The organism is Kribbella endophytica (assembly GCF_054781295.1).
Genome location: NZ_BAAGUR010000001.1, coordinates 1,027,634 through 1,051,606 on the forward strand (window position 1 = coordinate 1,027,634; position 23,973 = coordinate 1,051,606).

20 protein-coding genes are annotated in these 23,973 nt (G+C 69.5%); 3 read left to right on the forward strand and 17 right to left on the reverse strand.

What is annotated here, in order from left to right; all coding sequences use genetic code 11:
• Positions 1-66: 66 nt before the first annotated feature.
• The 4 genes from ACYVIO_RS04935 to ACYVIO_RS04950 form a co-directional block, all read right to left on the reverse strand.
• Positions 67-1,572 carry a dihydrolipoamide acetyltransferase family protein gene (locus tag ACYVIO_RS04935; RefSeq protein WP_460649436.1) on the reverse strand — a complete coding sequence of 502 codons (1,506 nt, stop codon included), beginning with the start codon at positions 1,570-1,572 and terminating at the stop codon, positions 67-69.
• On the reverse strand, positions 1,572-2,549 hold the full coding sequence (locus ACYVIO_RS04940; protein WP_460649437.1) for an alpha-ketoacid dehydrogenase subunit beta: 978 nt from the start codon (positions 2,547-2,549) through the stop codon (positions 1,572-1,574). Before ACYVIO_RS04940 ends, ACYVIO_RS04935 begins: the two co-directional genes overlap by 1 nt.
• Positions 2,550-2,554: 5 nt before the next feature.
• Positions 2,555-3,721 (reverse strand): pyruvate dehydrogenase (acetyl-transferring) E1 component subunit alpha, encoded by a 1,167-nt coding sequence (gene pdhA / locus ACYVIO_RS04945; protein WP_460649438.1) that lies wholly within the window; start codon positions 3,719-3,721, stop codon positions 2,555-2,557.
• 354 nt (positions 3,722-4,075) lie between these two features.
• Complete coding sequence (locus ACYVIO_RS04950; protein ID WP_460649439.1) at positions 4,076-5,332, reverse strand: phytase; 1,257 nt, start codon at positions 5,330-5,332, stop codon at positions 4,076-4,078.
• 175 nt (positions 5,333-5,507) lie between these two features.
• Here ACYVIO_RS04950 and ACYVIO_RS04955 point away from each other — a divergent pair, with 175 nt between their 5' ends.
• Both ACYVIO_RS04955 and ACYVIO_RS04960 read left to right on the forward strand, forming a co-directional pair.
• Entirely contained in the window at positions 5,508-6,488 is a 981-nt protein-coding gene (locus ACYVIO_RS04955; protein WP_460649440.1) for an EamA family transporter, read from the forward strand.
• A 543-nt stretch (positions 6,489-7,031) separates the two neighbouring features.
• The gene (locus ACYVIO_RS04960; RefSeq protein WP_460649441.1) at positions 7,032-7,628 is read left to right on the forward strand and encodes a hypothetical protein; all 597 of its coding nucleotides are present in this window, start codon (positions 7,032-7,034) and stop codon (positions 7,626-7,628) included.
• 136 nt (positions 7,629-7,764) lie between these two features.
• Here ACYVIO_RS04960 and ACYVIO_RS04965 read toward each other — a convergent pair whose 3' ends face one another.
• The 5 genes from ACYVIO_RS04965 to ACYVIO_RS04985 form a co-directional block, all read right to left on the reverse strand.
• Positions 7,765-8,514 carry an SDR family NAD(P)-dependent oxidoreductase gene (locus tag ACYVIO_RS04965; RefSeq protein WP_460649442.1) on the reverse strand — a complete coding sequence of 250 codons (750 nt, stop codon included), beginning with the start codon at positions 8,512-8,514 and terminating at the stop codon, positions 7,765-7,767.
• Positions 8,515-9,273: 759 nt separating this feature from the next.
• A complete protein-coding gene (gene hisC, locus ACYVIO_RS04970; protein WP_460649443.1) occupies positions 9,274-10,356 on the reverse strand; it encodes a histidinol-phosphate transaminase in 1,083 nt (360 codons plus the stop codon).
• Positions 10,357-10,433: 77 nt separating this feature from the next.
• Positions 10,434-11,306 (reverse strand): dimethylarginine dimethylaminohydrolase family protein, encoded by an 873-nt coding sequence (locus tag ACYVIO_RS04975; protein ID WP_460649444.1) that lies wholly within the window; start codon positions 11,304-11,306, stop codon positions 10,434-10,436.
• Positions 11,307-11,728: 422 nt separating this feature from the next.
• The gene (locus tag ACYVIO_RS04980; protein ID WP_460649445.1) at positions 11,729-12,343 is read right to left on the reverse strand and encodes a PEGA domain-containing protein; all 615 of its coding nucleotides are present in this window, start codon (positions 12,341-12,343) and stop codon (positions 11,729-11,731) included.
• Between the two features lie 31 nt (positions 12,344-12,374).
• Positions 12,375-13,943: a phage tail tip lysozyme gene (locus ACYVIO_RS04985; protein WP_460649446.1), complete on the reverse strand. Its 1,569-nt coding sequence runs from the start codon at positions 13,941-13,943 to the stop codon at positions 12,375-12,377.
• Between the two features lie 170 nt (positions 13,944-14,113).
• Between ACYVIO_RS04985 and ACYVIO_RS04990 the strand changes: the two genes are divergently transcribed.
• Complete coding sequence (locus ACYVIO_RS04990; RefSeq protein WP_460649447.1) at positions 14,114-14,782, forward strand: GntR family transcriptional regulator; 669 nt, start codon at positions 14,114-14,116, stop codon at positions 14,780-14,782.
• A gap of 54 nt (positions 14,783-14,836) precedes the next feature.
• Here ACYVIO_RS04990 and ACYVIO_RS04995 read toward each other — a convergent pair whose 3' ends face one another.
• From ACYVIO_RS04995 to ACYVIO_RS05030, 8 genes are read right to left on the reverse strand one after another with little or no spacing between them, the layout of a single operon-like run.
• Positions 14,837-16,900 (reverse strand): glucosidase family protein, encoded by a 2,064-nt coding sequence (locus tag ACYVIO_RS04995; protein ID WP_460649448.1) that lies wholly within the window; start codon positions 16,898-16,900, stop codon positions 14,837-14,839.
• On the reverse strand, positions 16,897-18,117 hold the full coding sequence (locus ACYVIO_RS05000) for an enolase C-terminal domain-like protein (RefSeq protein WP_460649449.1): 1,221 nt from the start codon (positions 18,115-18,117) through the stop codon (positions 16,897-16,899). Before ACYVIO_RS05000 ends, ACYVIO_RS04995 begins: the two co-directional genes overlap by 4 nt.
• On the reverse strand, positions 18,114-18,959 hold the full coding sequence (locus ACYVIO_RS05005) for an SDR family NAD(P)-dependent oxidoreductase (protein ID WP_460649450.1): 846 nt from the start codon (positions 18,957-18,959) through the stop codon (positions 18,114-18,116). The genes ACYVIO_RS05000 and ACYVIO_RS05005 overlap by 4 nt, the downstream gene beginning before the upstream one ends.
• A gap of 17 nt (positions 18,960-18,976) precedes the next feature.
• Positions 18,977-19,801 carry a carbohydrate ABC transporter permease gene (locus tag ACYVIO_RS05010; RefSeq protein WP_460649451.1) on the reverse strand — a complete coding sequence of 275 codons (825 nt, stop codon included), beginning with the start codon at positions 19,799-19,801 and terminating at the stop codon, positions 18,977-18,979.
• Complete coding sequence (locus ACYVIO_RS05015; RefSeq protein ID WP_460649452.1) at positions 19,798-20,685, reverse strand: carbohydrate ABC transporter permease; 888 nt, start codon at positions 20,683-20,685, stop codon at positions 19,798-19,800. The genes ACYVIO_RS05010 and ACYVIO_RS05015 overlap by 4 nt, the downstream gene beginning before the upstream one ends.
• Positions 20,682-21,965 (reverse strand): ABC transporter substrate-binding protein, encoded by a 1,284-nt coding sequence (locus ACYVIO_RS05020; protein WP_460649453.1) that lies wholly within the window; start codon positions 21,963-21,965, stop codon positions 20,682-20,684. Before ACYVIO_RS05020 ends, ACYVIO_RS05015 begins: the two co-directional genes overlap by 4 nt.
• Before the next feature lie 16 nt (positions 21,966-21,981).
• Positions 21,982-22,686: a FadR/GntR family transcriptional regulator gene (locus ACYVIO_RS05025; RefSeq protein WP_460649454.1), complete on the reverse strand. Its 705-nt coding sequence runs from the start codon at positions 22,684-22,686 to the stop codon at positions 21,982-21,984.
• Positions 22,683-23,921: a DUF4185 domain-containing protein gene (locus ACYVIO_RS05030; protein WP_460649455.1), complete on the reverse strand. Its 1,239-nt coding sequence runs from the start codon at positions 23,919-23,921 to the stop codon at positions 22,683-22,685. Before ACYVIO_RS05030 ends, ACYVIO_RS05025 begins: the two co-directional genes overlap by 4 nt.
• Positions 23,922-23,973: the final 52 nt, after the last annotated feature.

Consider the following 23,973-nt stretch of genomic DNA (forward strand, 5'->3'; position numbering starts at 1 on the left):
CCCCCTCTTTTCCTTGTACGACGAACGGCCCGGACGCAGCGTCCGGGCCGTTCGTCGTACTGCGTTCTAGAACATCAGCGCGCGAGCCGGGTCCTCGAGGATGCTCGCGACGTCGGCGAGGAAGATCGAGCCCTTCTCGCCGTCGATCAGGCGGTGGTCGAACGACAGCGCCAGCGTGGTGATCCAGCGCGGGACGATCTCGTCGTCCACCACCCACGGCTGCTTGCGGACCGCGCCGAAGGCGAGGATCGCGGCCTCACCCGGGTTGATGATCGGCGTACCCGCGTCGACACCGAAGACGCCGACATTGGTGATCGTGAACGACCCGCCGGCCTGGTCGGCCGGGGAGGTCTTGCCGTCGCGGGCGGTGGCGACCAGGTCGTTCAGGGCGCCGCACAGCTCGGGCAGGGTGAGCGACTCGGCACCCTTGATGTTCGGCACGATCAGGCCGCGCGGAGTGGCCGCGGCGATGCCGAGGTTGACCGAGCCCTTGAGCACGATCTCCTGGTTCGGCTCGTCCCACGCCGCGTTGATGATCGGCGTCCGGCGGGCCGCCAGCGTGACCGCCTTCGCGACGATCAGCAACGGCGAGACCCGCAGGTCCTTGAACGCCTTGTCCTTCTTCAGCCGCTCGACCAGGTCCATGGTCGCGCTGACGTCGACGGTGATCCACTCGGTCACGTGCGGCGCGGTGAACGCACTGGCCACCATCGCCTGCGCCATCACCTTCTGCACCCCCTTCACGGGGATCCGCACGTCACCAGCACCAGGGCGTACGGCGAACTGCGCGCCACCGGCGTACGCCGCAGCCGGCGAGGCGGAGCCGTCGCCTCCGGGGACGCTCGCCTCCCCTACCCCAGCACCGGCCGGACCTGCCACGTGGTTCTCCACGTCGGCCCGGGTGATGATCCCGCCCACCCCGGTCGCGCTGACGGTGCCCAGGTCGATGCCCAGGTCCTTGGCCAGCTTGCGGACCGGGGGCTTGGCCAGTACATGAACGTTGCCTGCAGCAACCGCTGCGGCGGCCGGAGTCGGAGCGGGGGCCGGTACCGGAGCCGGAGCGGGGACGACCGGCGCCGGGGCGGGGACCGCCTGCGGCACGACCGCGGCGGGGGCTGCGGGCGCGGCCGGGGCTGCGGGCGCAGCGGCTGCGGGAGCCCCACCAGCCGGAGCTCCGCCCTTGCGGGGGCGGCGCTTGGCTTCCGTCGTACGCGGTCCGTAGCCGACGAGCACCGCCGTACGGCCGGTGCCACCGTTCTCGGTGTCCGGGACCAGGTCTTCCTTCGGCGTACCGGACGTCACCGGCGGCGTCAGATCACCAGGCGTCGCGTCGGCGGTCTCGACGGCGATGATCGGCGTACCGACCGGGACCGTCTCGCCTTCCGGCACCAGGAGCTCGGCGACCGTGCCGGCGAACGGCACCGGCAGCTCGACCAGCGACTTGGCGGTCTCGATCTCGACGACGGTGTCGTTGAGCTTGACCGTGTCGCCCGGCTTGACCTTCCAGCTGACGATCTCGGCCTCGACCAGACCCTCGCCGACGTCGGGGAGGCGGAACTGCTGGATGCCCATCAGTACCCCATCACCCGGTCGACACCGTCGAGCACCCGGTCCAGGTCGGGCAGGTACTCCTCTTCCATCCGCGACGGCGGGTAGGGAGTGTCGTACCCGGCGACCCGGAGCACCGGCGCCTCGAGGTGGTAGAAGCACTCCTCGGTGACCCGCGCCGCGACCTCCGCGCCAGGGCCGAGCGAGAACGGCGCCTCGTGCACGACGACCGCACGCCGGGTCTTCTTCACCGAGTCGAAGATCGTCCGCAGGTCCAGCGGCGAGATGGTCCGCAGGTCGACGACCTCCAGGTTGCGCCCGTCCTCGACGGCGGCCTCGGCCGCCTGCAGGCAGGTCTTCACCATCGGGCCGTAGCAGAACAGCGTCGCGTCGGTGCCCTCACGAACCACCTTCGCCTTGTGCAGCGGGTACGCCGGGGGCACGCTCTCGTCGAGCTCGGCCTTCTCGTGGTAGCGCCGCTTGGGCTCCAGGAAGACGACCGGGTCGTCGGAGGTGATCGCCTGCTGGATCATCCAGTACGCGTCGACCGGATCGCCGCACGCGACGACCTTGAGACCGGCGATGTGCGCGAACAGCGTCTCCGGCGACTCCGAGTGGTGCTCGACCGCGCCGATGCCGCCGCCGAACGGGATCCGGATCACGATCGGCATCCGCAGCTTGCCCATCGACCGGTAGTGCATCTTGGCGACCTGGTTGATGATCTGGTCGTACGCCGGGAAGACGAACCCGTCGAACTGGATCTCGCAGACCGGCCGGTAGCCGCGCAGCGCCAGGCCGACCGCGGTCCCGATGATGCCGGACTCGGCCAGCGGGGTGTCGATCACCCGGTCCTCGCCGAAGTCCTTCTGCAGACCTTCGGTGACCCGGAAGACGCCGCCGAGCTTGCCGATGTCCTCACCCAGGATGATCACCTTGGGGTCGTTCTCCATCGAGGCCCGCAGGCCCGCGTTGATGCCCTTGCCGAGACTGATCTTCGTCATCTGGCTCACTCGCCCTCTGCGTTGAAGGAAGCGGCGTACGCGGCGTACTGGTCGCGCTGCTCGGCGAGCTCGTCGGGCATGTCGACGTAGGCGTACTTGAAGAAGTCGGTCAGCTCCGGGTCCGGCATCGCCAGGCAGCCCTGGCGCAGCTCGGCGGCGACCTGGTCGGCCTCGGCCTCGACCTCGTCGAAGAACTCGTGCTCGACGCCGGCCTGGCGGGCCAGGTACGCCTTGACGCGCTCGATCGGGTCCTTGAGCTTCCAGTACTCCAGGTCCTCCGACAGGCGGTACTTCGTCGGGTCGTCGGACGTGGTGTGGGCGCCCATCCGGTACGTGTAGGCCTCGACCAGGGTCGGGCCGCTGCCCTCACGCGCCCGCTTCAGCGCCTGCTGCGTGACGGCGTACGTCGCGAGGACGTCGTTGCCGTCGACGCGGACGCCGGGGAAACCGAAGCCGGCCGCGCGCTGGTACAGCGGGATCCGGGTCTGCCGGTCGATCGGCTCGGAGATCGCCCACTGGTTGTTCTGGCAGAAGAAGACCACGGGGGCGTTGAACACCGAGGCGTAGATGAAGGCCTCGTTCACGTCGCCCTGGCTGCTGGCGCCGTCGCCGAAGTACGCGATCGTCGCCTCGCCGTTCTCCGGGTCGCCGACCGCGTGGTCGCGCTGCTGGCCCATCGCGTACCCGGTCGCGTGCAGCGTCTGGGCGCCGATCACGATCGTGTAGAGGTGGAAGTTGTTGTCCCGGGGGTCCCAGGCGCCTTGGTCGACCCCGCGGAACAGGCCGAGCAGGTTCAGCGGGTTGACGCCCTGGCAGAACGCGACGCCGTGCTCGCGGTAGGTCGGGAAGACCATGTCCTTCGAGTTCAGCGCGCGGCCGGAGCCGATCTGGGCCGCCTCCTGGCCGAGCAGCGAGGCCCACAGGCCCAGCTCGCCCTGGCGCTGCAGCGCGGTCGCCTCGGTGTCGATCCGGCGGACCAGGGTCATGTCCCGGTAGAAGCCCTTGATCGCCTCGTCGTCGAGGTCGAACGAGTAGTCCGGGTGCTCGACGCGCTCACCTTCGGGCGTCAGCAGCTGGACGAACTCGACCTCCTCGGAGGCCTGCGGGGGACTGACCGGCGCCTCGACGGGCGCGAACACTTCCGGGGCAAGGCCCGGCACCGACTCACTCACATGCACTCCTCGGGGGTTCGAGCGCGGGATCGCCGCGACCGCAACTTGCACGCTGCCGGCCTGACCAGCCGGGTGAGGCCTCTCAGACAGGACCGCGTGGGTCCAGGGTTGATGCACCGTCCGGCAGTGAACCTCCTCACTGGTACCACTGCCCATCTTGCCGGACACCGTACCCAGCCGGTGGTGGTTCCGCTAACTGTCTGGACGCCAACTCGTACGCCGGTACCGAAACGCGTGCCGCCCTGAGACACCAGTCCATCCAGTGGTCAGGTCCGGGGGCGTCGGCACGCTCGGAGCGGGCGTTGTGACGCCCGCTGCCCGCTCCGAGTGTTTTGTGTCACAGCTTCGTACCGATCAGGGCAACTGCTCGAGCCGGACCAGTTTGAAATTGGTCCCCTCCCGGTCACCGTCACCCGGGGTGTTCTCGCCGTCGTGCACAGCGAGCAGCCCGTACGGGAACCGCGCGCCCAGCGACTGGGTCGTGACGGCGGCGCCGTCGCTGTGCTGAACGCCGTCCGCCGCCTTGCCGTCGACGACCTCGAAGCCGGCCCGGTAGGTCAGGCCGCGGGCGTCGAGCCGGTAGGCCGCGAAGGTCGAGTCGCCCTGGCTCGAGGCGTAGAGGGTCTTCGTACCGTTCTTGTACGCGATGGTCAGGCCCTCGGCGTCCGCGCTGAGGTGCTTGCCGGCGTCCGGCTGGGCCGGCCCGGTCGGGGCGCACTCTTCGGTCTCTTCGTCGTACGCCGCAGGCTGGCCGAACTCGCGGACCTTCTCCAGCAGCTCAGGCTTGCCGTGCGGCGGGACGCGCCAGACGCCGACGTCCTCCTGAGCGGCGTACAGGGTGCGGGTGGTCCGGTCGAAGACCATGCCCTCGAACTGCGGGCGGTCGCCCGGGTCCTCGCAGGGCGACCAGGTGCTGCCGTTGCGGAGCTTGAAGCTGGTCGGGAAGTCCCACTGCGTCACCGGTTTGTAGGTGACCTTCGCGCCGTAGGCGACCAGGCGGAACAGGCCGATCCGGGCCTCGCTGCGCCGGGTGATGGCAACCAGTGGGCCGAGCGGGTCCGCGAGCACAGCGACGCCGTACGCCGTGCGCTGGTCCTGCACCTCGTCGGCGCCCTTGCTGAAGACGAGCGGAGCCTTGGCGCTGGTGACGTCGGTGAGCACCTTGCCCTTGGCGTCGGCGCCGCGACGGTCGACGGAGTAGATCCGCAGCTGGTCGCGGCCGCGGTCGGTGACGACGGCGAGGTCTCTGAGGCGGCCGCCGAGTACGGCGTTCTGCACCAGGTCGACGTTGTTGAACCGGCCCGGCTCCTGGCCTTCCTCAGGCGCCGGCGGGGTGGCGATGTGCTGGAGCTGCTTGCCGGTGAGATCGACCGCCGTCAGCCCGCCGTTCTTGAGCGTGCCCAGTACGACGGACCTGTCCGGCCGGGTCGGGTTGACCCAGATCGCCGGGTCGTCCGCGTTGGCGTCACCGCCTGCTTCGTCATCCCAGTTCGGCGCGGTCTCGGCAACGGCTCGGACCTGAGTCAGAGCTTGGGGGTGTGTGGCTGCCGCCGGTGCAGTGACCGCTGCTGCGACCACCACACCTGCCATCAGTACCCGGGTGTAGCGCATCTTCTGTCTCCTCACGTTGGCGGTCACGATCGCGGGGGCCGGTGACCGCCGGTTGTCCGGCGCGTGAACCCGGCAGGAAACCGTCGGCGGGTGGCAGGGAAACCACTTGCCGCCCGCCCGGCCGCGGACTAGCGTCAGGGTCGTCTTGCAGTTTTACTGGTTACAAGGAGATCCGATGGCCGCCTCCGCACCCGTCGTACCGGCGCTGCCCGGCGCCCGCACCGCGTCGCCCGCGATGATCTGGTCGGCGCTGGCGATCGTGTACGTCGTGTGGGGCTCGACGTACCTGGCGATCCGGATCGTGGTCGAGGCGAAGATCCCGCCGATGCTCGGGATGGCCTCCCGCTTCCTGGCCGCCGCGCTCCTCCTGGCGACGTTCCTGGCGATCCGCTCCGGCGGGCGCCGACTCAAGGTGACGCGACGCGAGCTGCTCGGCTCGGGTGTCGTGGGGCTGTTACTCCTGGCGTTCGGCAACGGCGCGGTGGCGATCGCCGAGCAGACCGTGCCGTCCGGCCTGGCCGCGCTCCTGGTGGCCGCCGTACCGCTGTGGCTGATGCTGCTCCGCGTCGGCGGTGGCGAACGCCCGCGCGTGCTGACCTGGATCGGTGTCCTGATCGGCTTCGGCGGCGCGGCCCTGCTGTCGATCTCCGGCGGCGACACCAGCGCGAAGCCGCTGTCGGTCGCGATCCTGGTGCTCGGCACGATCAGCTGGGCGGTCGGCTCCCGCTTCTCGCCGCGGCTCGGGCTGCCGAAGGACCCGCTGGTCGCCACGACGTACGAGATGGCGATCGGCGGTACGGCGATGGTCCTGATCGGCGTGCTCCGCGGCGAGCCCGCGCGGCTGCACCTCGGGGCGGTCGACACGAAGGGCTGGTTCGCGCTGGCCTACCTGGTCGTCTTCGGCTCGCTGCTCGCGTACACGGCGTACTCGTACCTGCTGGCGAACGCGCCGATCTCGCTGATCGGCACCTACGCGTACGTGAACCCGGCGGTCGCGGTGTTCCTCGGCTGGCTGATCCTGAGCGAGCACGTCACGACGACGATCCTGCTGGGCGGGGCGGTCGTCGTACTGGGTGTGGCTCTGGTGGTGACCGCCGAGCGGCGGCCGGCCGTCGCGACGACCACGTCGGGCGCCGGCGCACCGCCCGCGGAGTAGACCACTCGCGCGCGCGGGCGTCCGCGCGCGGAGGAAATAGGAAAGACCCGGGCTCCCATGGGGTGCCCGGGTCTCCCACCGCTGCCGATGCGCGCGGCAGCGGGTCCAAAGTTGCCGGTCGCGCGCTGTGCCCCGAAAAAACACGGCGCGAACTCCGGCAATAGTGCGACGACATACCGATTCATCATGGTATTGCCGATTCGACGGCCACCGAGCCCACCGAAAATCTCCATGAATCACCGGGCGATCCGTCTCCCGCGATGACACAACGAGGAAATCGGGGATCGGTTACGCGATCTCCCAGAACTCGCGGGAACGACTTTCCGCCTCCGGCAACCAAAGCTGCTGCGGCCTCAGTTACCGGCAAGTTGCCTGGTCAGAGGCCAGTCCCTGCGGCGTCAGGCATCTACTGGTCTGCCGCCTGAGAAGTTCCTGTCTTCATCCATCCGAAACAAAACTCGACGAAAAAGTTTGTAACCGGGGTGACCAGGCGTCGTTACCAACTAAGACGAATCCGTCAAACCCGAAAGGAAACCTCGCATAATGCAGGTAACACGCAAGATCGCCGCTGCTGCGGCCGTGGCGACCGTCGCCACGCTGGGCCTGGCCACCGTCGTCAGCGCGAACATGATCGACGACACCAAGGCCAACAGCGGCCTTGCTGACACCGTCTCCGCGGCCTCCAAGGGCTACGGCGCCAAGGGTGCCCACAAGTGGTACGGCGTCGACCGCGACGGCGGTCTGGTCGCGATCGACGACAACAACGTCGGCCCGTTCCAGGCGTGCGACAACTTCATCCCGGTCAACGCCGTTGGCGTCCAGGTTCCGGTCAAGGACATCGTCGGCATCGTCGGCCTGGCCAACGACGGCAACTCGGCCACCGCCGTGAAGACCTGTGAGCAGGAGGCCGGCCAGAACCACAAGGGCGGCAAGTGGTACCGCGCCGGTGACGACGGTCTGGTGTCGGTTTCCGACAACAACGTCGGCCCGTTCCAGGTCTGCCACAACGATGTTCCGGTCAACGCCGTTGGCGTTCAGGTTCCGGTTTCGGACCTGACCGGCCTGCTGGGTCTCGGCCAGGACGCGAACGCCGTCGAGTCGCTGAAGACCTGCGAGCAGGAGACCGGCCAGAACCACTGATCCTCCCTGGTCAGTGATGCAGGACCCGAAACTGTCGCCTCGGTGGGGCGACTGACTCGGTAGCACCATCAGAACGGCATCGGGAAGCAAGCCTCACTCCTTCCCGGTGCCGTTCTTCTGTTGTCCCCGGGGTCTTCTACAGATCGCGCAGGTCGACGACCGATCCGCTGGGCAGCTCCCGGTCGAACAGAGCCCAGATCCCCGCGGCCGCGTCCTCCGGCGTACTCAGCCCGCCAGTCCGGCTCAGCTCCCGGAACCGCTCCACCGACGGGAACGCCTGCTCGTCGACCTTCCGGATCTCCCCCTGCATCGCGGTGTCCACCACCCCCGGCGCGACGGCAACCACCCGGACCCCGTTCGGCTCCAGGCCCACGGTCCGCACCCAGTGGTCGACGGCCGCCTTCCCGGCGTTGTACGCCGACCACCCGGCGTACGCCTTCTTCGCGGCCCCCGAGGTGAGCATCACCAGATGCTTCTCACAGTCCAGCCCGGCCGTCGCGCGCAAGAACGCCCGCCCAAGCACCTGCGGCGCTGCGGAGTTCAACAGCACCGCCCGCGTGTACGCCGCCGCATCCACCTCCCCCGCGGACCCGATCGGCACAACAGTCCCCGCGTTGTGCACGAACACCACCCGCTCCCCGTCGAACCCCTCCAGCTCGTCCACAAAGTGCCGCTCAACGCGTCCCCACTCCGCAGGATCAGCCAAATCCACCGCAAAGTGCTCGGCAGCTCCCCCACCCCGACGAGACAGATCAACCACCCGACACCCCACCCACGGCAGGTTGGTGGCCAGCGCTTCACCAATCCCCGCCGAAGCTCCCGAGATCCACACCAGCGAACCCCCGCCGCCCTCGACCCCGTTCTCCGCCGACTCACCCGTCGCCATCTGGTCGCCACCTCAGCTCGTCACCCGCCGGCTCCACCGGCCAGCACCCGAGGCTATAGCGCACCCGCCACATGCTGCGGGGACCGTCGCTCCACGTCGTTCACCCTGCAAGGCGTCCACGGCGCCCGCTGAGGCCGCGGCCATGCGGCCGACCCGGTCAGCGTCGGCTGAGCCCGCGGCGGCCGGGAGTACGTAGTGTGCGCGCAGCGGCACGAGCTTGCGGTGGTGAGCGGTCAGCCCCGGGTGCTAGGCCGGTCGCCCCGGGCGATGGCGGCACGAGCCCCAGATCGAGCAGCTCCGACACCGGTCGGTGGAGTTGCTTCGTCGAGCGCACTAGACGCCGCAGGCCTCCCCTTCCCGCCGAGCAGGTTCCCGGTCTGGCAGGTAATGCTCACCTGGCGCCGACAGCCGGCGCCAGGTGCTCCGCGCGTCGTACGTCCATCGGCGGCGTGCAGGCTGAGGCCGCGACCATGCGGCCGACCCGGTCAGCGTCGGCTGAGCCCGCGGCGGCCGGGAGTGCGCAGTGTGCGCGCAGCGGCACGAGGTTGCGGTGTGAGCGGACAGCCCCGGGTTGCTAGGTCGGTCGCCCTGCTCGAGCTGCTGGAGCCCCGGATCACCGTTGGAGACCAGTGCGGCGATCGCCGGAGTACTGCGCGGGTTGCGGGAAGCCCGCGCTGGTGGATGCAGGTTCGCTCTGCGGCGGAGCCAGGTTGATGCCCTGACGCGATTCAGGGCATCGACTGGTGGGTTCGGCTGGGTTTACGGCTTTCGCCAGGTGCGGGCTACTTGGAGGAAGAGGTTGTTGGCTTCGGGTTCGCCGATGGTTACTCGGGCGCCTTCGCCGGGGAAGGGGCGGACGGAGACGCCTTCGGACTGGACGGCTTCGGCGAAGGGGACGGTGTCCTCGCCTAGCGGCATCCAGACGAAGTTTGCGTGGGTTTCGGGGACGTCCCAGCCGGCTGCCTGGAGCTCGCCGACTACGCGGCGGCGTTCGTGGCAGAGGGACTCGACGCGGTCGAGGAGTTCCTGCTCGGCGTGGATGGACGCGATCGCGGCGGCCTGGGCGACCTGGCTGACGCCGAAGGGGAGGGCGCACTTGCGGATCGCGGCGACCACCGGCGGGTGGCCGATCGCGTAGCCGACGCGGAAGCCGGCCAGGCCGTACGCCTTCGAGAACGTGCGCAGCACGACCACGTTCGGGCGGTCGCGGTAGATCTCGGCGCCGTCGACGGTGTCCGGCTCGCGGACGAACTCGCGGTACGCCTCGTCGAGCACCACCAGCACGTTCGCGGGGACGACGTCCAAGAACGCGAGCAGCTCGTCCCGGCGTACGACGGGACCGGTCGGGTTGTTCGGCGTGCAGACCAGCACGACCCGGGTTCGGTCGGTGATCGCGGCTTCCATCGCCTTGAAGTCGTGCCGCGCGTCCTCGGTCAGCGGCACCCGCACCGACGTCGCGCCGGTCAGCTGCACCGCGATCGGGTACGCCTCGAACGACCGCCACGCGTAGATCACCTCGTCGCCGGCGGAGCACGCCGCCTGCAGCAGGTGGTAGAGCACCGCGACCGAGCCGGTCCCGACCGCGAGATCACTGACCGGTACGCCGAACCGCTCCGACAGCGCCTCGAGCAGGTCGACCGCACCCATGTCCGGGTACCGGTTCATGTCCCCGGCAGCGGCCGTCGCCGCGGCCAGCACGCCCGGCAGCGGCGGGTACGGGTTCTCGTTGCTGGACAGCTTGTACGTCGGGCGGCCGTCGGTGCGCTCCGGCGGACGGCCCGGCTTGTAAGCCGCGACATCGTCCAGGCAGGGGCGGAAGCGGACCTCATCCTGTGCGGTCATGCCCGCAGGCTAAGGCTTCCGTCCCCGGCGTAGAAGAGCTTGTAGGCCGACTGTACAAACTGTCCAGCAGATCGCGCTCAGTCCGGCAGGATGACCTCTCCACCGGCCACGCCGATACCAGAAAGATCGAAATCGAGCGGGTTCGTCATGCAGCGCGCCGAGCCGCCGCCCTTGTGGAACTCGGACAGGTCGAGCACGACGACGCGCAGGCCCAGGCCGGTCAGGATCTCCCGCAGCCGCGGCGAGCAGTCCGGCATCAGGATCGTCTCGCCGACCACGACGGAGTTGCCGCTGAACGCGAACGCCTCCTCGTCGGTCAGCACGATCGGGTCCGGCACGATCTGCTCCAGCTGCACGCGGCTGGCCGCGTCGAAGGCCGGCGGGTAGACCATCGCGTGGGTGCTGTCGACCGGGCAGAACGGCAGGTCGAGGTGGTACATGCCCTCGTGCGCGATCCGCAGACCGCGGACCCGGATGTTCCACTCGGTCGCCAGGTGCTTGAGCGCGAGCGCCTCGGAGCGGTGGCCGTAGCCGACGACCAGGGCGTCGCCGAAGACGAAAGCGTCACCGGACTCGAAGTGCGGGCCTACGCCGTCTGTGCCCATGCGGTTGAGGGTGAAGCCGTTGGCGGTGAACCAGTCGGCCGCCGAGAGGGATTCCTTGCGGCGCGGTTCGAAGCGCATGTGCGACAGCATTGCGCGGCCGTCGGCGGTGGCTAGGCCGACGTTCATCGCGTAGACCATGTCGGGTGAGTCCGGACGCTGGTCGAGGACCTCGACTGTGCCGCCGGCGTCGAGGATTGCTTGGCGCAGGGACTCCCACTGCTTGGTCGCGAGCTTGGGGTCGGGTTGGTCCTGGGTCGACATGTACGGGTTGATCACGTAGTCGATCCGGTAGTGGTCCGGGCGGACCATCAGGTTTCGGAGACCCCACCCCAGCGGTTGACCCATGCTCGCACCTCTTCGCGCTTGATCCGATTGGCGGATCCTCTGATTGTCCGACAATCAGTCAGTGTGCAGAATGGCCCGCGTCGCGTCAACCCGCTCCCGGTTGGGGCTGGGGTTTGCTGGGTGATGTGGTGATGGGCGATGCATGGGGGGAGGTATGTGCGGGCGCCGCCGCGGGGGTTGGGGCGCGTTGCTAGGTGCGGTGGGCTTGGGGTTTTTGACTCGGCGCGGCGGAGTGCTTTGGGGCAGCGGGGTGGGGATTCGGCGACTATTTGTTGCCTTGGCGGTGGGGGCCGCGTTGTTCGGCGGTGGGGTCCGCGTTCGGCGGTGGGTCCGCGTTGTTCGGCGGTGGGGACCGCGTTGTTCGGCGGTGGGGGCCGCGTTCGGCGGTGGGCCCGCGGGTGTGGCTGTGTTGGTGCTTTGGGCTACGAGGTGGTCCAGATGATGTCTAGGGTGGCTGGGTCGTAGCCGTGGCCTTGTAGCCATTGGAGGGCCTTGGTGCGGCCGTCGGGGGTGTAGGTGCGGATCTTCAACGAGATTGCCTCGGGGTTGTCCGGGTCGGACTTGGAGGCTTCGTAGGTTGCCTTGAAGCCGGGGCCCAGGTACGGGAGTTCGCGCATGACCGGGTACTTCGCGGCCAGGCGGCGTTGGATCTCGTCGTACTTGCGGCCGGCTTCGGCCTCGGCTTCTAGGGCCTGCTCGGGGTTGTTCTGCGTCCAGGTGCGGCCGGCTGGGCCGTTGGCGTACAGGTACATCTTCACCGAGAGTGGGTCGCCGCCCTTGGCGGTCACCGTTTGGCTGTAGGGCTCGAAACCGTCCCGCTCGGCCTTCAGTTCGTGCTGGCCGGCCTTGATCTTGACCTCGCCGTTCGCCGTGATCGGCTGCCCGTCGAGGGTCAGGGTCAGGTCGTTCGGGATCGACCGCACGGTCAGCTTCGACTCCGCGCCGCCGCGGAAGACCAGGTAGCCGCCGACGAGCACCACCAGGATGACGACCACGACGCCGCTGAGCAGCCAGAGGCGCGGCCTCTCCTCCTCCATCTGTGTCTCCTCAGTCGTCTCGGTGGGGCCGTCAGGCCTTCGGGGTCGGCGGGTTCTTCAACCGGGCGGCGGCGAACTCGGTGCCGATGTTGTACGTGTTGCCGGCCTCCGGAACGTGCCCGTGCAGCGAGGCGGCGGCCGCGTTGTAGCCGTTGAACTCGCCGACGAACAGGTACGTGTGGCCGGGCCCGATCAGGATGTCACCTGGTTTCAGCTGATCGGTGGTGATGTCGTCGAACACGTCGTACTTGCCGGAGTTGCGCAGGTACGGTTCCTGGATGCCGGTGCCGCGGATCGGGTAGTCCGGGTCGGCGCCGCTCATCCGCATCACGGTCGCGACGAAGACACCGCAGTCGGAGTACTCGTCGGTGCCGGTCGAGCCGTTCCACTCCGGCATCGCGGCCTGGTACTCCGGTTTGGCGTCGCCCTGGTTCTTGCCGTGGCCGGGCGTGTCCCAGGCGAGGTTCTTCGCGGTCGCGACGATGTCCATGTTGCCCGCGCCGCAACCACCTCCGCCGGGGGCGGCACCGTCGCCGAAGGTCGAGAAGACCTCGCGGGCGGTCGCCTTCCGCTCGGTGTAGCGCGAGTTGCCCAGGTCGTCGGAACCGGCGAAGCGCTCGAAGTACCGGCCGAAGGCGACCGCGGCGTCCTCGACCCCGCTGGCCGCGTGCAACATGTCACCGGCGTTCCCCTCCGGCAGCGGGCCTTCGCCGTTCAGCTGCTTGAGCAGGAACTCCAGCTGCCACTCCAGCGACGCGACCTTGGCCTCGTCGTTGTTGGTGGCGTCCATCGACGGGTTGATCATCTTGCCCGCCGGCGTCCACTGCACGATGCCCCAGCCGAGCGAGCTGCCGCGGGCCGCGCTCGCGCTGGTCTCCACGCCGGGCGCCGTGTTCTGCAGGCGAGCCGGCTCGACGCTCGACTCGTGGATCATGTTGCCGACGATGCCGGCGGCCTGCTCCTTGCTGTACCCGTTCGACGCGAAGAAGTTGAAGGCCTTCTCCTGGTTGGTACCGCCCACCAGCGGGCCACCGCCGCAGCCGCAGCCGCCGGACGACTCGGAGGCGTCGTCACCGAGCTCGTCGGTCGGGTCCTGCGGCTGGAGGTCGCCGCCGCCGTTCTCGCCGCCGCGGATCCGCAGCTCGAAGTGCAGGTGCTCGCCGGACTCGCCCGGCTCGTCCTCGTCGCCCTCGCCGGACTTGCCGATCTCCTGGCCGCGGGTGACCTTGTCGCCGACCCGGACGCTCTTGGACTCGAAGAACTGGTACCAGGTCTGGACCGCGTCGTCCTGGTGCTTGATCTTGATCCAGTCGCCGCCGGTGTCGATCACCTCGCCGTCCTCGGCAGCCATCACCTTGCTGCCCTTGTCGACGTCGTAGTCGAGACCGGTGTGCTTCGGGTCGCCGTCGTCCCAGCCCTCGGACGGATCGTGCTCCTCGGTCGGCCAGCCGAACGCCTTGCCGCTGCTGGTCGACGAGCCGCAGGACGCGGCCTGCCCGATCGAGCCCATCGAGGTGAGCAGCATCGCCAGCACGATCAGCAGCGGGAGGACCAGTACGAGCCCGACAGCGCTCAGCGCGGGCAGCGCCTTACCCTCCATCGCGTCCTCCTGGTCGATCAGCGGCTCTCCGGGCGGAGAGTGGGCGGGCCGAAATCGCCTAGGGACAGACTGCCCGAAAAGTGGCTCATCATGTCGGGAGTTGTCCACAGGTCGGGGTCCGGACGGGTGCCGCGCGCGACAACGGCCCCTGACTGGACGAGAATCCTCCCATGTACGAACGGCTGCGAGTAGATCGCTCGACCACGGTGGACCGGGTCGTGGACGCGCTCCGGGCCGCTCTCTTCGCCGGCGACCTCGAACCCGGTACGCCGCTGCGCGAGCAGCCGCTGGCCGAGGCGCTCGGCGTCGCCCGCAGCACGGTCCGCGAGGCGATGACGATGCTGGTCACCGAGGGCCTGGCGGTCCGCGAGCCGAACAAGGGCGTCAGCGTCGCGATCCTGCACCCGGCCGCGGTCGCCGACATCTGCCGGGCGCGGTTCGTGCTCGAGTCGGCCGGGATCAAGGCCTGGTACGACGCTGAGGAGTCCGCCCGGGAGCAGGTGCGGGTGGCGATGCGCGAGTTCGCGGCGACCGCCAAGGACGGCGCGGACCCGGAGGCGATGACCGAGACGCACCTGGCGATCCACCGGAGCCTGGTCGCGCTGACCGGTAGCGAGCGGCTGATCGCCACGGCGGACTCGATCACGGGTGAGGCGCGGCTGGCGCTGGCTCGGGTGGACGCGCTGCGGCAGGACGCGAAGCAGCAGGTCGCCTCCCACCGGAAGCTGATCCGGCTGCTGGAGAAGGGCGAGCTCGACGAGTGCGTCGAGGAACTCCGTCGGCACCTGGCCGGAGCCGAGGAGTCCCTGCTGGAAGCCATCGCCAGTCCACACAGCTGATGCGGAGAGACCTCCGCGAGTCCGCGCAGGTCTTCGCCTTCCGCTGACTTGGAGTTACGACACCGCGGTCGCTCCCTCCGCGGTGATGTCGTAGGTGGTCGCGCCTACCTTCAGGCCCAGCAGGCGGGCGTCCGGGTCGAGCGTGCTCAGCTGCGGCGACGCGGCGACGGTGCCGTCGAGGCCGATCTGCAGGCCGAAGACACCTTCGAGGATCAGGCTCACCCACGAGCCGGACGACGAGCAGGACCAGTCGATCAGGTACGGGAACTGCGGCGGCGACTTCCGGGCCCCGCCGGCCATCGCGGGCACGGCCTCCTCGACGAAGTGCGCCTGACCGCACGGTCCCTGGTTCGCCGTCTTCGCCAGACCGGGCAGCCAGTCCAGTGCGACGTCACCTCGGCCCAGCGCGAACAGCGCCCGCCCGGCGTCCGCGGGCCATGCCGGGTACGCACCGTTCCACTGGTGGTCGGGCCGCAGGCTGAACGCGGCGTCCGCGTCGTACGGCGAGAGCGCCCGCATCCAGGTCGGCGTCTGCAGCTCCCGCTGGAAGAACTCGACCATCTCGGTGCGCTGCGACTCCGACAGGTCGTCGGCCATCGTCGTACCGACGATGTTGAAGTCGTAGCAGTGCCGTACGGGGAACAGCGTCCCGTCGGGCTGCCGGGCGTGCCAGAAGCCGGCGCCCTCGATGTACAGCTCGTTGACGTGCCCGGCCTGCTCCTCGGCCTCCTTGCGCAGCAGCTCGGCCCGGTCGACGTCACCGTCGCGCTCGGCGACCTCGGCGGCCACCCGCAGACACCAGACGTTCGCCGCGTTGAAGCTGGCCACCTCGTGGATGTAGCTGCTGACGCACTCCATCAGGTTGTCGATGCCGCCGTAGTCGGCGAGCGCGTGGTCCTTGCGCAGCCCGCGCCACGCCGTCGCCCAGTCGTGCAGGTGCTCCCCGACGGGCTTGCGGGCGGTCTCCCGGCCGACCGGCGTCGCCAGGAAGTCGCCGTCCCCGGTGAACCTGACGTAGTCCCGCACCAGGCGCGTCATCGCGAAGTCGTTGACCGAGTACCAGTAGCCGACCGGTCCGCCGGTGAGCCACTCGGTCCCGAAGTGCGCGTGGGTGTCGAGGTCGATCCAGTGCTCGATGTGCCGCCGCATCGGCGCGGGGTCGAGCAGCGCGTGGGTCAGCGAGGAGAGGCTGTAGTCCCAGATGAACGTCGTGGTCTGCCAGTACCGCGGCATCAACGTGTCGTACGTCCGGCCCAGCACGCTCGCCGGGTTGTCCCGGCGGAACCAGATCACCCCGAGCACACCCCACCAGTACAGCTTGCGCAGCGCCTCGTTGGACGTCTCCAGCACCGGCAGCGACCCGCTGAACCCGTCACTCGCGGGGTCGAACGCATCGGCCAACGCCTTGTCCCACAGCTGCTCAGCCGCAACCAGCACAGCCGGTACGTCGGCCACGCAGGCGTCGTAGTGCTCGCCGGCCTCCTCGAGAGTCCCAGCCAGGACATGGACGTACCCGAGCCGCGCGTGCCCCGAAGCGTCGAGCGTGAGCGTCGTCTCGACGAGAGCCTGCCCACGCACCTCCCCCGGGACGTCGAGCCCCTGCAGGCTCACCGCGGACGCCGACTCACCCGTGCCCACCAGGGCGAGGCGCCCGTCGGCAGCCGCGAGTGTGTTCGGCTCCGACGGCGGCTCCGGGCGCAGCCAGCCGCTGGGCGACCGCGTCGCCGTACTGGCCAGGGCCAGTCCGATCCGGACCTCCCGGCCAGGCGTTCCCTCGACCTCCAGCTGTACGACGACCGCCGGGCGCCCCGGCGCACAGGCCGTCGTCGAGCGCAGCGACAGCCCGTCGATCGTCGTCGTCCGGACCACGTGATCCGGACGCCAGACGACCTCGACCTCACCGCCGTACGAGCGGGCCAGCCGGCCGTCGACGTACAGCTGACCCGTGATGCAGTCTCCGTGCGAGTACGGCGGGAAGTTCACACTCCGCACGGCGAACACGTCCAGGTCGACCTGCGCGGTCCCGAGGAAGTTGGTCAGCCCGGGCGGGTTGAACATGTCGTCGTAGGTGTGGGTGAGGACGTCACTCGCGAGATCGGCGGAGCGCGGGATGGTCATGCGGAGGCCCAATCGGTGTTCGGGAGAAGGGGGTACCAGTCCGGCCGGGCCGGGTCGCGGTCGTACGGGTAGGGGCCGAGCTCGCGGAACAGTTCGGCGTACTCGGCGAGCTTGTCCCGGTCGAGCTCGACGCCCAGCCCAGGTCCTTCCGGTACGGCGATCGCGCCGTCGACGTACGGGAGCTTGCCGCCGACGATCACGTCGTCGCGCAGGTGGTGGTAGTGCGCGTCGGCGGAGAACGCGAGGTTCGGTACGACGGCGCCGAGGTGCAGCATCGTGGACAGCTGGATCCCCAGCTCGCCCGAGGAGTGCACGGCCACGCCGAGCTGGAAGGTCTCGCAGACCCCGGCGGCCTTCACACACGGACGGATGCCGCCCCAGAAGGTGGTGTCGAGCAGGATCACGTCCACCGCGGGGTCGCGAACGTTCGCGGCGAGCTGCTCGAAGTTCACCACCACGGTGTTGGTCGCCAGCGGGATCGGCGTCTTGTCGCGGACCCGGCGCATGCCGTTCATGCCCCAGGTCGGGTCCTCCAGGTAGTCGTTGTCGAGGTCCTCGATCCCGCGGGCGAAGCGGATCGCCTCCTCGACGCTGAAGGCGCCGTTCGGGTCGAACCGGACGCGGTGCCCGGGGAACGCCTCGGCCAGCGCCCGGAAGCAGTCGCGTTCGTAGTCCGGCGCGAAGACGCCGCCCTTCAGCTTGTGCACGCTGAACCCGTGCTCGTCGACCAGCGTCCGGGCGTGCTCGACCAGCTGCTCCGGCGTGCTGATCTCGCCGGTCCCGTCCTCGGCCGGGTGCCGGAAGAACAGGTAGCTGGCGAACGGCACGCGGTCCCGGACCTTGCCGCCGAGCAGTTCGTGCACCGGTACGCCGAGCTCGCGGCCCTGCAGGTCGAGGCAGGCGAACTCGATCGCGGCGAGCAACTGGGTGCGGTTGTTGTACAAGCTCGCGGTCGGGTTCGCCAGCATCCAGCGCAGCGCCTCGGTGCGCGCCGGGTCGTGCCCGACCAGGTACGGCTTCAGCCCCGCGATGGCGGCCTCGGCGCTCTGACCGCCGCCGCCCATCTCGCCGAGGCCGATCAGCCCGTTGTCGGCCTCGACCTCGACCACCGTCCGGACAAATCGTCCCCAGTGCGCGCCGTTGCTGTGCCGCAACGGCGCCTCCAGCGGCACCGTCACCGTGGTCGCCCGGACGTCGACGATCTTCAGCCCGCTCACTTGGCCTCCTCCGGCAGTACGACGGCCAGCCCGGCGGTCAGCCCGCCGTCGACCTTCACGTCGGCCCCGGTGACGAACGCCGCCGCCGGGGAGGTCAGGAAATGGATGACGTCGGCAACTTCCGCGGGCGTCGCCACCCGGCCGAGCGGGTGCGAACGGCCCCACTCGGCGACGACCTCGTCGGTCGACCGGCCGCCGCCGAACTCCGCCGCCGAGGTCCGCAGCATCGGGGTGTCCACCGAGCCCGGGCAGACCGCGTTGACCCGGATGCCGTCCGCCGCGTGATCCACAGCCATCGCCCGGACCAGCGAGAGCAGTGCCCCCTTGCCCATCGAGTACGCCGCGACGCCGTGCTGCGCGGCGTACGCCTGGACGGAGGAGACGACCACGACGCTGCCGCCGCGCGAGAGCAACGGGACGAACGACTGGCAGGCGAAGAAAACGCCGCCGACGTTGACCGCCATCACCTCGTCGTACACCTGGTACGTCGTGTCCACGACGGTGCCGTAGCGCTGTACGCCGGCCGCGCACACGAGCGCGGACAAGGGCTCGTCGCCCAGCGACGCCGCGACCTGCCGCGCGGCGTCCGCCAACGCGTCGCGATCGCCGACGTCGACGACCAGTGGGACGACCTGGCCACCGAGCTCGGTCGCCAGGGCCGCCAGGGCATCGGCGTCCCGGTCCAGGGCGAAGACCCGGGTCCCGGCCTGGACGAAGCGCTCGGCCGCGCCCCGGCCGATCCCGGCGGCGGCGCCGGTGACCACGGCGGTGGCGATCGCCCCGCCGGCCGGAGCGGTCTGCGGTTCGCGCGACGCCGCAGCGCTGTGCGGTTCCTGTGACATGGAGATCCTCCGAGAGATCAGAACTGCCCGAGGGCGAGGCCCCGGGAGAAGAAGCGTTGGGCGGCCAGGAAGAGCACGACCGTCGGCAGCGACACCAGCAGGCCGCCGGCCAGCACGGTGGGCAGCGCGGCACCGCCGTACGTGCTCTGCAAGCCGGTGAGCGCCGGCATGATCGGCCGGACCGAGTCGGACTGGCTCAGCGTCAGGCCGAGCAGCAGGTCGTTCCAGACGAACGTCGCCTGCAGGATGAAGATCGCGGCCAGCGCGCTGCCGGCCATCGGCAGGTAGATGCTGCGGAAGATCCGGAACAGACCGCCGCCGTCGACGATCGCGGCCTCGAACACGCTGCGGGCGATCCCGGTGAAGAAGTTGCGCATCACGAACGCCGAGAACGGCACGCTGATCGCGGTGTAGACCACGACCATGCCGAACCTCGTGTCGTACAGGCCGGAGCTCGCGTAGCCGGAGAACAGCGGCATCAGCACCATCTGCAGCGGGAAGATCGTGCCGCCGAAGATGAACACGAACCACAGGAATCCGCGCTTGAGCCGCAGGACCACGATCGCGTACCCGGCCGCCGCACCGATCAGCACGGCGAGCACGGGCGCCACGATGCTGTAGAGCGTCGTCGCCATCACCGTGCCACCGAGCGCGGCCTTGTCCCAGGCGTCGGCGAAGTTGGCGAACAGCGAGAACCCGTCCGGCTTCCAGACGGTGGCGGCGTTGAACCCGTCGACCGGTTTGGCCGCGTTCACGACCAGCAGGTACACCGGCAGCAGCCAGATCAGCCCGAGTACGGCGAGCAGCACCGTGCGGACCGGACCCGAAGAGGTGTTCTTCATCGTGAGTCCCCGTCCGCGAGCTGGTAGCGCAGGTAGAGCACCGACGCGGCGAAGGTGACCAGGCTGAGGAACAGCGCGATCGCCGCCCCCTGGCCGTAGTCGTTGAGCACGAAGGTCTCCTTGTACATCGAGAGCGCGAGCGTCTCCGACGACGTACCGGGACCGCCCTGCGTCATCACCCAGACCACGTCGAAGGTCTTCAGGCTGCCGACGATGGACAGCCCGATCACCACGGTCGTGATCGGCCGCAGCTGCGGCCAGAGGTGGTGCGCGAACAACCGGAACCCCTCGGCGCCGTCGAGGCGGGCGGCCTCCAGCGGCTCGGCCGGGATGGACTGCAGCCCGACCACGAACAGCAGCGCGTTCACACCGGCCGCCTGCCAGGTGACCGCCACGATCATCATCAGCGTGTTGCCCGGCCCGGCCTGCAACCAGCCGGTGTGCGCGCCCGGCAGTCCGAAGAAGCCGAGCGCCTGGCCGAGCGCGCCGTCCGGCTGGAGCACGAAGCCCCAGATGACACCGACCGCCACACCGGAGATCGCGTACGGCAGCAGGAACGGCAGCCGCAGCCACGTCCCCCACCGGTGCCCGTAGGTCAGTACGGCGATCACCAGGCCGAGCGCGACCGGCAGGGTGACCATCCCGACCACCCACAGCAGCGTGTTGGTCAGCGCCCCGATCAGGTCGGGGTCGCTGAACATCGCCTTGTAGTTGGTCAGTCCGGACCACACCGGCGAGTCGAGTCCGTCGTAGTCGGTGAAGCTGACGTACGTCGTCCACAGGAACGGCAGGTACAGCAGCAGCGCGACCACGCCGGCGGCAGGCAGGCCGAACAGCGGCGCCGCCCGGCCACCAGTGCGGGCGTCGCGGACGCTCGAGCTCACTTCTGCTTGGCCCAGTACTCGTCCGCCTCGGCCTGGATCTTCTGCAGTCCGGGCATCGGGTCACCCGGCTTGGTGACGAACGCGCCGAACACCTCCAGGGCCTTGGTCGCGACCGGGACCGGCGTAGCCTCGAACCAGCGGTTGATCAGCCGGTAGCCCTCACCGCCGACGTCCTTGTTCAAGGTGGCCAGGCCCGGGTCCTTGACCTCCGCCTTCGGGTTGAAGGACAGGTCGCCGCGGGCGTTCGCCCAGGCCGTCTGCGCCTGCGGGCTGACCCACCAGTCGTTCCACTTGGTCACCGTCGAGCTGTGCTCACTCTTGGCGGCCGAGCAGACCGGGCCGGTCTCGAAGATCATCGAGGTCTTCGGCAGCGCGGCGTTCACGTTCGGGATGACGAAGAAGTCGTAGTCGGTACCGGCCTTCATCTTCAGCGTGTTCAGCGAGCCGCTGAACCAGGTGCCGAAGTTGACCATGCCGACCTCGCCGTTCTTCAGCTGGCTCTGCGGCTCGGTCTTCGCACCCGGATCGCTGAAGTAGCCGGCCTCGATCATCTTCTTCCAGTCGTTCATCACCTCGACCACGCCCGGGTCGGTGTACTTGGCCTTACCGGTCGCGAGCGCGTCGTACAGGTCGGGGTCCTTGCCGGCCAGCAGCGTCTCGAACCAGACGAAGCTGAACAGGATGTTGGTCTGGTAGAACGGCTTCACCCCGGCGGCCTTGACCTTGTCGGCGACCGCGAGCAGCTCGGGCCAGGTCTTCGGGGTGGCGGTGATCCCAGCCTTCTTGAAGACGGCCTTGTTGTAGTACATCACCCAGTAGCCGGCGTTCAGCGGGATGCAGTACTGCTTGTCGTCGTAGGTGAAGTACGGCTTGAGCGCCGCCGGGATGTTGCCATCGGCAACCGCCTTGGTCCACTGGTCGGTGGTCTCGGCGACCAGCTTCTGGTCGACCAGGTCCTCCAGCTCCTTGCCGGTGTGCCAGGTGAACAGGTCCGCCTTCTCCTTGGTCCGGAACGACGAGCGGATGAACGCCGTGTAGGCGTTGGAGTCGGAGTAGCCGACCGGCTCGATGCCGACCCCGGCGTCCTTCTTGCTCGCGGCGCCGACCTGGACGAAGGCGTCCTTCCAGCCGCCCTTGTCGTTGTAGAACTTCAGGGAGTCGACGGGCTTGTCCTCGCCCTTCGCGGCCGGGGAACCACCACCGCCGCAGGCGGACAGGGCGAGCGCGCCGGCCACCGCGAGAGCGGTGAGCGCGGTGCTGCGATGGGCGAAGCGTGACATGGGTCGGCCTTTCGGATCAGGGGTGCTGGATGCGTTCGTTGATGACGGCGAGTACGCCGCCGAGGTGCTCGCGGGTGAGCCGCTCGGCGAGCTCGACCTCGCCGGCCCGGACGGCCGCGAGGATGGCCTGGTGCTCGACCAGGTCGGTCTGCCGGTCACCGTGGATGTGCAGGATCTCGAGCTGCTCACGGACGTTGACGACGGTGACGGACTCGACCACCTCGGCCAGCGTCGCGTTGCCCGACGCCTGCGCGAGGTTGCGGTGGAAGTCCATGTTCACCTCGGCCAGCCGGACGTGGTCCCCGACGGCGATCAGTTCCGCCGCGGCCGCCAGATCGGTCCCCATCCGGTCGAGCGCGGCGGCCGACCGGACCTGGGCCGCCAGCGCCGCCACCGGCGGCTCGATCAGGACCCTTGCCTGGAGCAACTCGACCAGGCGGTCCGCCGACGGGGTCGGGGCCAGCGGGTTGGCCAGCACGAGCCGGCCGATGTGCGGCCCGACGTACACACCGGAACCGTGCCGGAGCTCGACCGCGCCGGTCGCCTCGAGCCGTCGCAACGTCTCCCGGACGGTCGGTACGGCGACCTTGAACCGGTCGGCCAGGGACCTGACCGACTCGAACTGGTCACCGGCGGCCAGCTTGCGCTCGGCGATCAGCGACAGCATCGACGCGGCGAGATCGTCGAGGAGAGTACGGCGTACGACGCCTGGCGTGCTCATCGACCGCTCTCCCGGGTGAGCGTGACCCCGGTGAACCTGGGCCGGTAGATGCTCACGTCGGCGTACAGGTCGTTGTTCGCGTCGAGGCTGTTGACGTTGTAGCTGACCAGCAGCGTGTTGCCGCGGCGCAGGTCGGGGTGCTCGTGGGAGTTGTACGTGATGATGTCCGCGTCGCCGTAGCTGCCCGCCGCGCCGGTCTCGGGCGTCCGGTACAGCTCGACCTGGTTGACGAACGGCCCGGTCGGCGAGCAGGAGAAGTAGCCGACGACGCGATCGCTGAACAGCTCGGTGGTGTCGTGGGTGACCAGCAGGTACCCGTCGCCCCAGCGGGTGACGCTGTGCTCGTTGGCGACGCCTTCGAGTACGCGCGCCGACGCGGTCTCGTCCGCCGACCAGCCGGTGCCCGTCCAGTACTGCCAGGGCGCCGCGGTCAGGTCGTCACCTCGTACCCGGGCGACGTGCTCGTACTTCGAGGCGCCCAGGTCCTCCACGCCGTACACGTAGGTGTATCCGCCGTCGCGCAGCAGCCAGCCGGACCACTGGATGTTGGCGGCCGACGGCAGCGGGACGAGCTTCTGCAGCTTCAGCGTCTTGCTGTCGAACCGCGCGAGCGAGTTGCTCGCCCAGTGCCAGTCCCACTGGCCCGGCCCGGTCCTCTCGAACCGCAGCGCGACGACGTCGAGGTTCCGGCCGGCCTTGCTCGTCCCGGCGGCGCCGAACCAGTACCAGCCGTTCGTGGGCGGCGGCACGAGCGCCGTCGGGTCGGTCGCCGTACCGCCGGTGACGGTCTTCAGGGTCTTGCCGCGCTGGACCATGAAGGAGTTGTTGATGAACGGCGTCGTGGTGGGACGGCTGCCGTCCGGATTGACCGGGCCGAGGAAGGTGTCGGAGAAGATCCACGCCGTCCGGCCGCCGGGCAGGCGGACGGAGTACGTGCTGTCCGCGCCGGTCCAGCCCTTGCCGGTGTCGCTGTAGGCGTTGAACAGGGCCTCGGGAGCGGCGTGGGGTTGAGCGGTCGCCTTCCAGGTCGTCCGTACGGTGGCACAGCTGCGCGACCCGGTCTGGGCGGCGAACGCGTGGGGCGGTCCGGCGGTGGTCGCCGGGACGCGGAGGTTACCGACGACGGGCGACGGGGCGGTTTCGGCGGCGGCGGGCGACAGGCTTGTGGCGGCTGCCGCCGCGGTCAGGGCGGTGGCGGCAGCGATCCAGCGGCGTCGTGACTTGTTGTCCTTCACCATCATCCTCTTCGACAGAGATTAACCTGCGAGAAAATGATCTGATCACTTG